This is a genomic window from Lentzea sp. NPDC006480, assembly GCF_040611995.1.
Taxonomy (GTDB): Bacteria; Actinomycetota; Actinomycetes; order Mycobacteriales; family Pseudonocardiaceae; genus Lentzea.
Genome location: NZ_JBEXPJ010000229.1, coordinates 1 through 12,301 on the forward strand (window position 1 = coordinate 1; position 12,301 = coordinate 12,301).

Sequence of the window (12,301 nt, forward strand, 5' to 3'; positions counted from 1 at the left end):
GGCAGACGCAACACACCCGCAACGCATTATTCCTGCGTTGCAAAAGTTTGCAGGATCGAGGCGCGTTCTCAAGTAATCCTCATGTCGACTTGCGGAAAACTTTTGCAACGTCTTTCCTGGACCGCTGACACACCCCACCCGGAAGGCAAGGACATGTCCCAGGACTGGTGGCGGCACGCCGTCATCTACCAGGTCTACGTGCGCAGCTTCGCCGACTCGGACGGCGACGGCGTCGGTGACCTGCCCGGCATCCGCTCACGCCTGCCCTACCTCCGCGACCTGGGCGTCGACGCGGTGTGGATCACGCCGTTCTACGCGTCGCCGATGGCCGACGGTGGGTACGACGTGGCGGACTACCGCGCGGTGGACCCGTTGTTCGGCGAGCTCGACGACGTGCGCGGGTTGGTCGCTGACGCGCACGAGCTCGGTATCCGGGTGATCGTCGACATCGTGCCGAACCACAGCTCCGACCAGCACGAGTGGTTCCAGGAGGCGCTGGCCGGGCGTGGCCGGGAGCGCTACATCTTCCGCGAGGGCGTGGGCGACCAGCCGCCGAACGACTGGGAGTCGGTGTTCGGCGGGCCGGCGTGGACCCGGGTCGCGGACGGGTCCTGGTACCTGCACCTGTTCGCGCCGGAGCAGCCGGACCTGAACTGGGAGCTGCCGGAGGTGCGCGCCGAGTTCCGCGAGGTGCTGCGGTTCTGGCTGGATCTCGGGGTCGACGGGTTCCGGGTGGACGTGGCGCACGGGATGATCAAGGCGCCGGGACTGCCGGACATCGGGCACGCCGACCAGCTGAAGCTGCTGGGCACGGAGGCGTTGCCGTTCTTCGACCAGGACGGCGTGCACGAGATCCACCGCGAGTGGCGTGCCGTGGTGGATTCCTACGAGGGCGAACGGGTTCTCGTGGCGGAGGCGTGGACGCCGTCCGCCGAACGGACCGCGCTGTACCTGCGCGACGACGAGATGCACCAGGCGTTCAACTTCCACTACCTCACCGCGGAGTGGACGTCCGAGGCGCTGCGTGCGGTGATCGACTCCTCGCTGGCGGCCGTGGCTCCTGTTGGTGCGCCTACTACTTGGGTGCTGTCCAACCACGACGTGCAACGGCACGTGACGCGATACGGCGGCGGCGAGACCGGTGTGCGGCGGGCGCGCGCTGCTCTGGCGTTGATGCTGGCGCTGCCGGGCTCGGTGTACCTGTACCAGGGCGAGGAGCTCGGGCTGCCCGAGGTCCTCGACCTCCCGGACGAGCTGCTGCAGGACCCGATGTGGGAACGCTCCGGGCACACCGAGCGCGGTCGTGACGGCTGCCGCGTGCCGTTGCCGTGGGCGTCTTCCGGGCCCTCGCTCGGGTTCGGTTCCGGTGGGTCGTGGCTGCCGCAGCCGGCGGACTGGGCCAAGCTCAGCGTGGAGGCGCAGGCGGGCGACCAGGACTCGATGTTGTCCTTCTACCGCAACGCTTTGCGCGTCCGCCGCGAACACCCGGCGCTCGGTGCGGGCGACGGTGTCGAGTGGGTCGAGGGGCCTGCGGACGTGTTGTGGTTCCAGCGCGGCGGCTTCGCGTGCGCGGTGAACCTGTCCGGCGAGGTCGTCGCGCTGCCGGATCCTGGTTCGGTGCTGCTGGCGTCGTCGTACTACGGCGTGCGCGACGGTCAGCTGCTCCTCCCGCCGGACACCACCCTGTGGTGGGAGGTCTGACAGACCTCACGGATCGCCTGCTCGCCCGCATGCGCGAGGTCCGCGAGCACCTGCACCTCGCGGGCCTGCGCGCGGCGGCCCGCGGCACGGCTGCGAGCAGTCGGCTCGGCGCGTACCTGCTGGTCATGACCCGCTGAGATCGAAGCGGTCGGGTCGATGCGGTGTGCGAGCACGTAGTCCTCGGCGGCCTCGGCTGCCCGTCCGAGCCGTTCGAACACGAACCCGCGGAGGTGGGCAGCCCGAGCCGCACCCCACCCGCCCAGCGAAATCCCGTGGGCGTAGGCGTCCAGGGCGTCGTCCAGCCGGCCGCACGCCACCAACGCGTCGCCGCGCAACGCCCACGTCCGGTCGTCGCCCGGACTCAACGAGACGAGCTCGCCGGTGTAGCCGGCCGCGCGCTCGCTGAGGCCGATCGCCAGGTGGGTCTGCACGAGGAAGCAGTACAGGGCATAGGCCTCGTCGGCCCAGGCCAGCTGGCCGAGCGCGGAAGAGGGGTCCGGCGCGACGGACGTCAGGCACTCCAGTGCGCGGCCGAGCAGGCGGTGCGTCTCGCCGATGTCGCGCCGCACGAACGGAACCGCCGCGATCGCCCGGTGCAGCCGGGCGCGCTGGAGCATGCCGGAGAATCCCTTCACCGGCAGCTCCGAGGACGCCTTCATGGCCAGAGCGGCGGCCGCCTGCATCGAGGTGGAGTCGGCGCCGCGGGCGGCGTTGCGGAACACCACGAACAACGCCAGCTCCCGCCGCACCGCAGCGGGCAGCCCGGACCGCGCGCCGCGCAACGCCATGGTCTCCACCACGGACGCCGGGACGTGGCAGCGCAGCACCGCGAGTTGTTCCATCGCCAGCTCCGGCGAGAGCACGTGCCGGCGGGCGTCGATGACGGACAGGCCGATGACCGCGGCCGCCTGCCGCGGATATCCCAGGCGCAGCAACAGCTCGCAGGCGACGCGGCGTTCGGCCGTGCGCAGGGAGCCGGACGCGCGTTCGTGCACCCGCCACCACAGCTCGGAGGCGAGGTCGACGGGGAAGGTCGTCATGTCCGCGCCCACGCCGTCGAGCCGCCCCCAGCTCGCGGCCGTCAGCAACCTCAGCTGGGCGGACGGCGGCGGTTCGAAGCGGGGCACCCCGGCGGAGGCGCCATCAACGAACGCCGATGCCATCGCGTACGTGATCCGGGCGTGCAGAGCAGACGAGGCGACAGGTGCGGCGAGGCCCGCGTAGACACCACAGGCGGCTGGAACGTCAGCCGTGAGCAGGGCGCGCAGCCGGACGGCCAGCGCGCGGGGACTCGGGTCGGTGCGGTACCGCGGCAGTGCGGTCATGCGGGCCTCCGAGAGGGTCAGTTCAGCAGTTCCCAGCCGCGTCTGGTCAGGCGGTGGCGGACCGACCGGCCGTTGCGATGGGTGGACACGAACCCCGCGGTGCGCAGGGCCGTCGCGTGCTGTGACGCGGTGGGCAGGCTGATGCCCACGTGCTTGGCGAGCTCGGTCGTCGTGCGCTCGGAGGTCAACGCCCGAAGCACCAACGTCCGGGTGCGCCCCAGAGCGAGCTCCAGGCTCGCGCCGCTCGGCTGCGGTGCCGCCACCGGGTAGAAGAGCAGCGGCTGCGGCTCGGCGAACATCGACACCGCCGGGCGGGTCAGGCCGTGCAGCACCGGCACGATCAGCATCCCGGTGCCGCGCAAGGAGATCTCGGTGTCCCAGCCCAGCTCGACGTGCAGCGCGGGCGAGGTCCACGAGATCGACGGGTGCAGGTTGCCGAGCAGGTCCCCCAGCCCGCGCGACACCGCCTGCGACGACCGCAGCCGCACCTCGGCGTCGAACGCCTGGCGCGTCTCGGGCCAGTTGTTGCCGAGCAGGTCGCGAAAGCCCGCGTTCAACGCCGAACGCAGGTCCTGGCGCGAGGTCGGCGTGCCGGCCGCGAACGACCGCAGCCACGGCGACGTCGTGCCCAGCATGCTCGCGATCTGGTCGCGCACCCTCGTCGAGGGCGTGTCGAGCACCTGGCGCACGGCCTCGTCGAAGTCGGGGCGCGCGGAGTTGAAGAAGTCCGGGATGAACCGGCCCGGTCTGACCAGCTCGGCGAGCGGGCGGATCTGCGGCAGCAACAGGCGGTCCCAGGTCCCGCTGTGCACCGTGAACACCAGCTCGTACATCGGCAGCGGCGCCGGCGCGAAGCGGGTGCGCGCGAGATCTTCCAACTCGAAGAGAATCGTCAGTCCGCGGCCTTTGGACGCGGATTCCGACAACACGATCGGCATTTGGCTCCCCCCGGAGTACTACCACTTCCGAAGGTACGCAGATCTCGTTGTCCGGTGTCAGCGTTGTTCCACTTGACAACGTTCTGTGGACAACGTCAGGCGAGCGGACCTGCCTGCTCGGTGAGCTTTCAGCGGCAGGTCAGGGGTGGGAGAGGCCCCTCGGGCGCCTCCTGGTCACGCCACGGCGAGTCCGCCGGCGTCACCCAGTCGAGTGCACGGGAAATCAGGTCCGCCGGGTGCGGAGGAAGCCTGTCGGGATACGGGCTCACTTCGCCCGATCGGACTCCGCGAGCCGTTCGTGCAGGCGCTCCCTGATCTGGTCCGGGGTGTAGGCGGCGCGGCGGCGCTGGTTGCGGGCCGCGACCACGCCGCTCGCCGCGACACCCGCGAATGCGGCCAGACCGATCACCTTCCACAGCTTCATGTGCCTAGGCTAGCGAGTTATGCCGACTTCCCTGGACCGAGCCGTCGAGATGACCCGCACCGGTGACGTGTGGGTGTTCCGCGGCCGCAGCCCCGCGGACCGGGCCATCCAGGCCATGACGAACAGCCCGGTCAACCACGTGGGCATGGCCATCGTGATCGACGACCTGCCGCCGCTGATGTGGCACGCCGAGCTCGGCAAGTCGCTCAAGGACATGTGGAGCGGCACGCATCAGCGCGGCGCCCAGCTGCACGACCTGCGGGACGCGGTGGTGACGTGGCACGACAAGTACGGGCAGCGGGCGTGGCTGCGGCAGCTCGACCACGCCGTGACGCGCGAGATGGAGGACGCCGCGCTGAAGACGGTGGCGCGGCTCGACGGCACGCCGTTCCCCTCGACCGCGAAGCTCGCCTCGCGGTGGCTGCGCGGGCGGGTTCCGCTGCGAACCCCCGGAAAGAAAGATCAGGCGGGTGAGGCATCGCTGGAGAGCGCGTTCTGCGCGGAAATCGTGGCCGTCACCTACGAGGAAATGGGGCTGCTGCCCAAGCGCAGGCCCAACTGGTACGACCCCGGCAAGTTCTGGAGCGGCGACGACCTGGAGCTGCTCGACGGGGCCAAGCTCGGCGAGGAGATCGAGATCGTCGTGATGTGACCGGCTGTCCGCAACGGGACTGATAGATATCAGCCCCTTGACCGCCATCGCTCGGCTCCCAGACCATGAGAGCGGTCTCACACTGGGAGCTGACAACGATGTCACGACTGCTCGCGATCGTGCTCGCCCTGCTGTTGCCCGCCGTGCCCGCCACCGCCGCACCATCGACCTGGACCGTCGCCGGACCAGGTCAGGTCACCGCGAAGGTCGCCTTGAGCAGCGGGAACCTGACGCTCGCCGTGCTGCGTCAGGGCAGAACCGTTCTACAACCCGCGCCGGTCGGCCTCACGACGTCCACCGCCGATCTCACGAGAAACCTGACGTACACCGGGCGCTCTGACCGCGTTGTCATCGAGCGCTACGAGATGTCGACCGGCAAACGGCTGCAGCGCTCCACCCGGATGACGGAGACACGGCTGGGCTTCCGCAACTCCGCCGGCTCGTTCGACCTGGTCGTGCGCGCGGCTCCGGACGGTGTCGCGTATCGCTATGTGCTGCCGGATGCCGCCACGGTCACCGGCGAGGCGTCGAGCTTCCTCCTCCCCGCCGACTCGAAGGCGTGGCTGCTCCCCTACAACGCCTGGTACGAGGCCAATCGCGTGCGCACGACCGCGGGCGAGGCCACCGGCGACTTCGGCTACCCGTCACTGTTCCAGGCAGGACCGGACTTCGCGCTGCTCACCGAGTCCGATGTGGACGGCAGGTACTCCGGCAGCAGGTTGCGCAAGAACGGCAACGGGTTCCAGGTCGTGCTCGCCGACGCGCAGGCCGAGTCGACGGGGACCACGCCGTGGCGCACCGCGATCGTCGGCGACCTGGCCACCGTCAGCACCTCCACGCTGGTCGACGACCTGGCGACGCCCGCGCTGGTGAGCGACAGGTCGTGGATCAAGCCGGGCAAGGTCGCGTGGTCGTGGCTGAGCGAGCACTCCAGCCCGGGCGATTTCGCGCGGCAGAAGCAGTACGTGGACTTCGCCGCGCGCAACGGCTGGGAGTACGCGCTGGTCGACGAGGGCTGGAGCGCGCAGTGGGTGCCGGAGCTGATCCGCTACGCCCGCGCGCGGGGCGTCGAGATCCTGTTGTGGCTGCGGTGGAGCGATCTCGACACGCCGCAGGAACGCGACACCGTGCTGCCCAGGATCAAGCAGTGGGGCGCGAAGGGCGTGAAGCTCGACTTCATGGAGTCCGACTCGCAGGACCGTTACCGTTGGTACGACGCGGTTCTGCGCAAGACGGCCGACCTGCAGCTGATGGTGAACTTCCACGGTTCCACGATCCCGCACGGCCTCGCCCGCACCTGGCCGCACGTGATGACGATGGAGGGCGTGCGCGGCGCCGAGAACATGCCGCCCGCCGCCAACAACCCCGTGCAGTTCTTCACCCGCAACGTCGCCGGCTCGATGGACTACACGCCGGTGTCCCTGGAGGTCGGGACGAAGGAAGCCTCGATCGCGCACGAGACCGCGCTGCCGGTCGTGTACGAGTCGGGCTGGACGCATTTCGCGGACAAACCCGAGGCGTACGAACGGCATCCACAAGCCCTGCGCTATCTCGACCAGTTGCCGACCGTGTGGGACGAGACGCGGCTGCTCTCAGGCGACCCGGACACGCACGCCGTAGTCGCCCGGCGCAGCGGCGACCGGTGGTTCGTCGGCGGAATCACCACCGACGAACGCACTCTCCAGGCACAGCTCGGTTTCCTCGGCGGCGGGCAGTGGCTGGTCGAGACGGTCCGCGACCCGGCCACCCGAGCGGACGTCGTGCGCGACCGCCAAGTGCTGCGCAACACCGACACCCTCAGCGTCCCTGCCCGGCGCAACGGCGGGTTCGCGGCCGTCATCTGCCGCAACCAGCCCGGTCTGCAGACGTGCGACCAGCCGATTCGCCACGTCCCTCAGACCACGCTGACCGTCACTCCGGCTTCTGCCGACACCCCGGTCGGCTCGACTCTGGAGGTGGGCGGCACGTTCACCAACGGCTCGCAGGAGATCCGGGACGTCGTGCTGAAGGCCGTCGCTCCGCAGGGGTGGACGATGTCCGGCGCGATCGTGCAGCGCCGCAAGCTCGCGCCGGGCGAGTCGATCAGCGGGCGGTGGCAGCTGCGGGTCGGCCCCGGGATCGGCGTTGTCGACGTGCCTGTGGTCGCGACGTTCGGAGAGGTGCACGTGGAGCAGGCGGTGAAGGCGTTCGTGCCGCCCCCGGTCCCGGCGAACGGTGCGCAGGTGAGCGGGCTGCCGTTCATGAGCGAGACCAACGGGTGGGGCCCGGTCGAACGCGACCGCTCGAACGGCGAGAACTCCGGCGGCGATGGCACGGCTCTGTCCATCGGTGGTGTCACGTACGCCGAGGGACTCGGCGTGCACGCGCCGTCCGAGGTCTCGGTCTACCTCGGCCGCGGCTGCTCGCGGTTCAGCGCGCAGATCGGCCTCGACGACGAGACCAGGGAGCCGGGCTCGGTGGCGTTCCAGGTGTTCGGCGACGACAAACCGTTGTACGACAGCGGTGTCCTGCGCGGCAAGGGCCCGGCGGTGCCGATCGACGTCGACGTGACCGGTGTCCGGATGCTGAGCCTGCGGGTCACCGACGGCGGGGACGGCCGCAACTTCGACCACGCGGACTGGGCGGAGGCGGTGCTGGCGTGCTGATCAACCGCAGGCAGTTCCTGTACGCCACGGGTTTGCTGGCCGCCGCGCCCGGTATCGCCCTCGCTCAGATGAAGGACACCTACTACGAGGTGCTGCTGCGGCACACGAGATGGGCCGAAACCCAGTACGACCCGGTCGCGGGTCACTACCGGCGCACGGACTTCGGGTTCGCGGTCGTGCTCGGCAACGCCGTCCTGCTCACGCGCGGCACCTACGACGCGGCGCTGGCGGGCATCGAGAAAGACGTGCTGCGTCAGCACACTCTCGCCACGATCCAGCACTTCGCCGCGAGCAACGTGCTGGCGGGCGGCACCGAGTGGGGCAAGACCCTGTTCTGGGACACCACTTTCCAGTCGTACTTCGTGCTCGCCGCCCGCCTGCTCTGGCCAGAGCTGGACGCGGCGACCCGGTCCGACGTCGAGGCGATCGCCCGCGGCCAGGCCGACTACACGACGTCGCTCGGCACCGGCGACGACCCGCGTTCGGGCAGTTGGACACCGAACGGCCTGGCCGGCGGCTATCGCGGCGACACCAAGCTGGAGGAGATGGGCGTCTACGCCCAGTCGCTCGCGCCGGGTCTCGCCTGGCACGGCGACGGACCCGGCTGGCGCGAGGCTTTCGGCCGCTGGAGCCGCAACGAGGCCGGGCTGCCGGCCGCCGACCTCGCCAATCCCTCCACAGTAGACGGTGTGCCGATCTCGGCCAACACCGCCGCCAACCTCCACGACACCTTCATCGTCGAGAACCACGGCTCGTTCGGCCCGCACTACCAGTCGGAACTGTGGCGCACCTCGGGCCGCAACGCCATCCACTTCCTGCTCGCGGGCCGCCCACTGCCCGAGGTGCTCCTGCAGCAGCCCAACGGCGAACTGTTGTGGCGCACCATCCTCGCGACGATGAGCGACGCCGGCGAGCCGCTGATGCCGATGGTCGACGACCGCGAGCACCTGTACGGCCGCGACGTCATCCCGCTCGCGTTCCGTTCGACGGTGCTGCGCGACCCCATGGCCGCGTGGGCCGAGGCGGCACTGGCGTCCCGGCTGCTCGCCTACCAGGCACATCCGCCGGAGCACCGGCTCGCGAAGTTCTCCGGTGAAGCCAAGTACGAGCCGGAAGCCCGCGCGGAGCTCGCGATCAGCTATCTCCTGCACGAACTGCGCCCGCCGGTCGCCCCAGCGGTGGACTTCTTCGCCCGAGCAGCTTCGGCGATCGATCATGGCGCCGGTCCGGGTCTGCTGGCCCACCAGTCCGCCGCCGCGTGGGCGGGCACGGTGACCAAGCCGGGGTTCACGAAGTTCGCGTGGCAGCCGTCGCACGACGACTGGCTGTTCAAGATCAGCGGCGCCACCCCGATGCTCCTGCCGTCCGCCACTGTGACCACACGTAAAGTCGTTGTGTACCAACGGATCACGGATGGCTTCGACGGCACGGCGAGCCTGCTGACGTTCGCGGACGGGTTCGCCGGCACCGCCACGCTGCCGACCGGCACGGTCGTGTGCGCCCTCCCCCGGCCTGGACGGGTGGACGTGCACAACCTCGCGATGGCCGGGATGTCCGGCCTGACAGGCTCTCGCACGTACACCGGTGCCACGGGCCGGGTCACCGTCCGGGCGCGCGAGGCGTTCCGCGTTGACGAGCTGACGTTCCCGGCGGTGTCCGCGCGTCACGTCCGGATGGTCGGCGTGCGGCCGCATCCCACGTACGGCTACTCGTTGTTCGACTTCGAGGTGGACGGTTCGCGGGGCCGGCCGACCACCGCCTCGTCGTTCGACCCCGGCATGGAGCCCGCCAAGGCGACGGACGGCGATCCGGCCACGCGGTGGGCGGTCGCGCGCTCCGAACGCGGCCGGGCTGACAGCTGGCTCGCCGTCGACCTGGGCACGTCCACGACGGTGAACCGAGCGCGACTGCGCTGGGAAACCGCGGCAGCGGGCGCCTATCGGATCGAGACGTCGAACGACGGCACCACGTGGACGACGGTGGCCGAGTACCCGCGACCGGACCTCAGCACGGCAGGCTGGCTCGACGTCGACGGACGGGCGGGGTTCGTCGCACGGTCAGCCGAGCCGATCACGGTGCAGGGCGACACGATCGTCCTGCCGGCAGGAGTCGTCGAGGGTTACCTGCGCGCCGATCTGCGGTCGATCTCGTCGCAACCGGTGCCGGACTGCCCGCCCTCGGTGCGGGCGAGCACCGCGGACGGCTTCCTCAGCCTCTTCAACCTGTCCAACGCCGACGTCACCGGAACCGTCCGGTTGTCCGGCACCCGGCTGTACCGAGGCACCCAGGTCACCACGTCCGGCGGCACGGAGTACGCGCTCACCCTGCCCGCCGCCACCGCCCGGATCGAGGCGCCGTGGTTCACCGTCAGCGGCATCCCGGCAGGCATCACGGCCGTGGTGCACGACGCACGACGGGTCACGTTCCGCGGCGGCCCGGCCAAGTTCACCCTGACCCACCGCGACGGCGGCACCCTGGCGATCGTGCTCGGGCGCGCCGAGCGCACGGTGACCATGCCCGGCGCTCAGCCCTTCCCCGTCAACGACCTCGCGCTGGGCCGCGTCACCTTCCCCAACTCCGTGCTGCCGTCAGGGATGAGCGACCCGGCCACGGCGGTCGACGGTTCGCCGCACAGCGCCTGGACTCCGGGGCGGAACGGCCGGATGGTCGTCGACCTCGGAGCGACCTACCGCGTCAAGGCAAGTCTGAAATGGACAGACGGACCCGTACCGCCGCACACCGTCACGTACAGCGTCGACGGCAGGACTTACGGACCGATCACCACCGCGAGGTACGTGGCCGTGTCGACCGAATGGCGGCCGGGACAGGCGGCGCTCAGGAGCATCTCGGTGACCGAAGGGGATCCCGTTGGCTGACAGGAAGGCCGCGTGGCTGGTCACGCTCACCCTGACCGCCCTCGCCACACCGGTGGCCAATGCCGCGACCCCCAGCTACGAAGCCAAACGCACAAGCGGTGTCGTCGAGCGGTCAAGCAGGACGTGCTGAGCCCGTCGCACCTGCCGGTCGCCCGTCGCGGCTACCGGGGAGTGCTCGGCAAGACCTCGATCGGGCCCGTGCGGTGAACGACTCCACGGCCTGGGCGCGTTCCTGCTGATGAACGAGGAGTTGGTTTAGCCGCTGAACAACTGGCAAACCAATGGCATGTTCGACGGATTGCGATCCGCCGCACGCGAGAGCGTGGTCAGGGCGTTGTGGGACGTGCCGAGGCTCGTGCGGCATCCGGTGTGGCGCACCGCCGATCCGGACCAGGGCAACGGCTTGGGCGTGGTGCTGGTGCCCGGTTTCGGCGCGGGCGAGATGAGTCTGTCGCCGGCCGCCTCGTGGCTGCGGGCCCGTGGCTACCGGCCGGCCGCCGCCGGTGTCGGGTTCACCGTCGGCTGCACCGCGGAACTGCTGGCGAAGGTCCTGCGCACCACCGAGCAGCACGTCGAGCGCACCGGCCGTCCGGTGGTGCTGCTCGGCCAGAGCCGTGGCGGTGGCATCGCGCGCCTCGCCGCGGCCCGGCACCCCGAGCTGGTGCGCGGCCTGGTGATGCTGGGCAGTCCGGTGCTCGACCCGCTGGGCGCGCATCCCAACGTGCTGCGCATCGCCCGGTTCCTCACCCGGCTCGCCGCCGCCGGAGTGCCGGGGCTGCTCGACGACGACTGCATGCGGGGACCGTGCTTCGACGAGCACGTGAAGACGCTCGCCGAACCGTTGCGGGTGCCCGCGATCTCGGTCTTCTCCAAAGAGGACGGCATCGTGCCGTGGCAGCTGTGCCAGGACCCGTACGCCGAGTGCGTCGAGGTGCGCAGCACGCACACCGGCATGGGGTTCGACCCGGACGTCTACGAGATCCTGAGTCCGAAACTCGCCGCCTGGGCTCAGGTCACCGGGACGATCCGCGCGTCCAGCAGGGAGCCGTCCACCACGTCCAGCAACCCGATCGTCCCCTGCGGCTGACGCCGTTTGTCGGTGGGAGAGCCGGGGTTGAAGACGCGGAAGCCGTCCTCCTGTTCGTCCCACGGGATGTGCGAGTGTCCGAACACGACGAGCCGGGCGGAGGGAAACCTGCGGCGCATCCGGGCCAGCCGTCCGGTCTTCTGACCGCTGTCGTGGACCATCGCGACCGGCAGCCCCTCGATCTCGAACTCAACGGTCTCCGGCGCGCCCCACGCCACCACGTCGGGCCCGTCGTTGTTGCCGCACACCGCGACCACGGGCGCGTACTGCGCCAACTCGTCCAGCACCGCAGCGACGCAGACGTCACCGCCGTGCAGGATCAGGCCGGCGGACCGCAGATGCGCGGCCACGGCCGGTGGGCACCGCTTCCAGAACCGCGGCGCGTGGGTGTCGGACAGCACGACGACTCTCACGACCACCGACCGTACCGCTGGACGCGACAGGCGGCTTCACAGGCCGGATGACCCGAAGCAGCCCGTTCGCCGGGCATGGACACCTCTGGGTTCCTGACGATGTCTCACCAGGCCACTCCTTCCAGGTGTGGCCGCCGCGCGTGCGCAGGGTGAGTCCGCGGCCGCCAAGGCCATTGTGGACAGCGTCAGCCGCAACCTGGGCACGGCCGAACCCGAGCCCGTGCGCAACGACGACCGGAC

The 12,301-nt window shown here is 70.4% G+C and carries 9 protein-coding genes; 5 read left to right on the forward strand and 4 right to left on the reverse strand.

Going from position 1 to position 12,301, the window contains the following annotated elements:
- Window positions 1–153 precede the first annotated feature (153 nt).
- A complete protein-coding gene (locus ABZX92_RS42735; RefSeq protein ID WP_355571378.1) occupies window positions 154–1,701 on the forward strand; it encodes a glycoside hydrolase family 13 protein in 1,548 nt (515 codons plus the stop codon).
- Here ABZX92_RS42735 and ABZX92_RS42740 read toward each other — a convergent pair.
- The 3 genes from ABZX92_RS42740 to ABZX92_RS42750 form a co-directional block, all read right to left on the reverse strand.
- Window positions 1,656–3,026 carry a tetratricopeptide repeat protein gene (locus ABZX92_RS42740; protein ID WP_355571380.1) on the reverse strand — a complete coding sequence of 457 codons (1,371 nt, stop codon included), beginning with the start codon at window positions 3,024–3,026 and terminating at the stop codon, window positions 1,656–1,658. The two genes, ABZX92_RS42735 and ABZX92_RS42740, sit on opposite strands and share 46 nt — an antisense overlap.
- A gap of 17 nt (window positions 3,027–3,043) precedes the next feature.
- Window positions 3,044–3,964: an ArsR family transcriptional regulator gene (locus ABZX92_RS42745; RefSeq protein WP_355571382.1), complete on the reverse strand. Its 921-nt coding sequence runs from the start codon at window positions 3,962–3,964 to the stop codon at window positions 3,044–3,046.
- 265 nt (window positions 3,965–4,229) lie between these two features.
- A complete protein-coding gene (locus tag ABZX92_RS42750) occupies window positions 4,230–4,388 on the reverse strand; it encodes a hypothetical protein (RefSeq protein WP_355571383.1) in 159 nt (52 codons plus the stop codon).
- A 19-nt stretch (window positions 4,389–4,407) separates the two neighbouring features.
- On the opposite strand from ABZX92_RS42750, the gene ABZX92_RS42755 reads away from it, so the two are divergent.
- The 4 genes from ABZX92_RS42755 (at window position 4,408) to ABZX92_RS42770 (ending at window position 11,648) form a co-directional block, all read left to right on the forward strand.
- Complete coding sequence (locus ABZX92_RS42755; protein ID WP_355571385.1) at window positions 4,408–5,040, forward strand: hypothetical protein; 633 nt, start codon at window positions 4,408–4,410, stop codon at window positions 5,038–5,040.
- A 98-nt stretch (window positions 5,041–5,138) separates the two neighbouring features.
- Window positions 5,139–7,685 (forward strand): glycoside hydrolase family 97 catalytic domain-containing protein, encoded by a 2,547-nt coding sequence (locus ABZX92_RS42760; protein WP_355571387.1) that lies wholly within the window; start codon window positions 5,139–5,141, stop codon window positions 7,683–7,685.
- Window positions 7,679–10,561 carry a discoidin domain-containing protein gene (locus ABZX92_RS42765; protein ID WP_355571389.1) on the forward strand — a complete coding sequence of 961 codons (2,883 nt, stop codon included), beginning with the start codon at window positions 7,679–7,681 and terminating at the stop codon, window positions 10,559–10,561. The genes ABZX92_RS42760 and ABZX92_RS42765 overlap by 7 nt, the downstream gene beginning before the upstream one ends.
- 286 nt (window positions 10,562–10,847) lie before the next feature.
- Complete coding sequence (locus ABZX92_RS42770; protein ID WP_355571391.1) at window positions 10,848–11,648, forward strand: alpha/beta fold hydrolase; 801 nt, start codon at window positions 10,848–10,850, stop codon at window positions 11,646–11,648.
- Here the strand turns inward: ABZX92_RS42770 and ABZX92_RS42775 are convergent.
- Window positions 11,570–12,061 (reverse strand): metallophosphoesterase family protein, encoded by a 492-nt coding sequence (locus ABZX92_RS42775; RefSeq protein ID WP_355571393.1) that lies wholly within the window; start codon window positions 12,059–12,061, stop codon window positions 11,570–11,572. The two genes, ABZX92_RS42770 and ABZX92_RS42775, sit on opposite strands and share 79 nt — an antisense overlap.
- Window positions 12,062–12,301: the final 240 nt, after the last annotated feature.

What these genes read in the sequence shown, in the direction of transcription:
- ABZX92_RS42735 (WP_355571378.1), top strand. Translation starts at nt 154, where the DNA reads ATGTCCCAGGACTGGTGGCGGCACGCCGTCATCTACCAGGTCTACGTG.
- ABZX92_RS42740 (WP_355571380.1), bottom strand. Translation starts at nt 3,026, where the DNA reads ATGACCGCACTGCCGCGGTACCGCACCGACCCGAGTCCCCGCGCGCTG.
- ABZX92_RS42745 (WP_355571382.1), bottom strand. Translation starts at nt 3,964, where the DNA reads ATGCCGATCGTGTTGTCGGAATCCGCGTCCAAAGGCCGCGGACTGACG.
- ABZX92_RS42750 (WP_355571383.1), bottom strand. Translation starts at nt 4,388, where the DNA reads ATGAAGCTGTGGAAGGTGATCGGTCTGGCCGCATTCGCGGGTGTCGCG.
- ABZX92_RS42755 (WP_355571385.1), top strand. Translation starts at nt 4,408, where the DNA reads ATGCCGACTTCCCTGGACCGAGCCGTCGAGATGACCCGCACCGGTGAC.
- ABZX92_RS42760 (WP_355571387.1), top strand. Translation starts at nt 5,139, where the DNA reads ATGTCACGACTGCTCGCGATCGTGCTCGCCCTGCTGTTGCCCGCCGTG.
- ABZX92_RS42770 (WP_355571391.1), top strand. Translation starts at nt 10,848, where the DNA reads ATGTTCGACGGATTGCGATCCGCCGCACGCGAGAGCGTGGTCAGGGCG.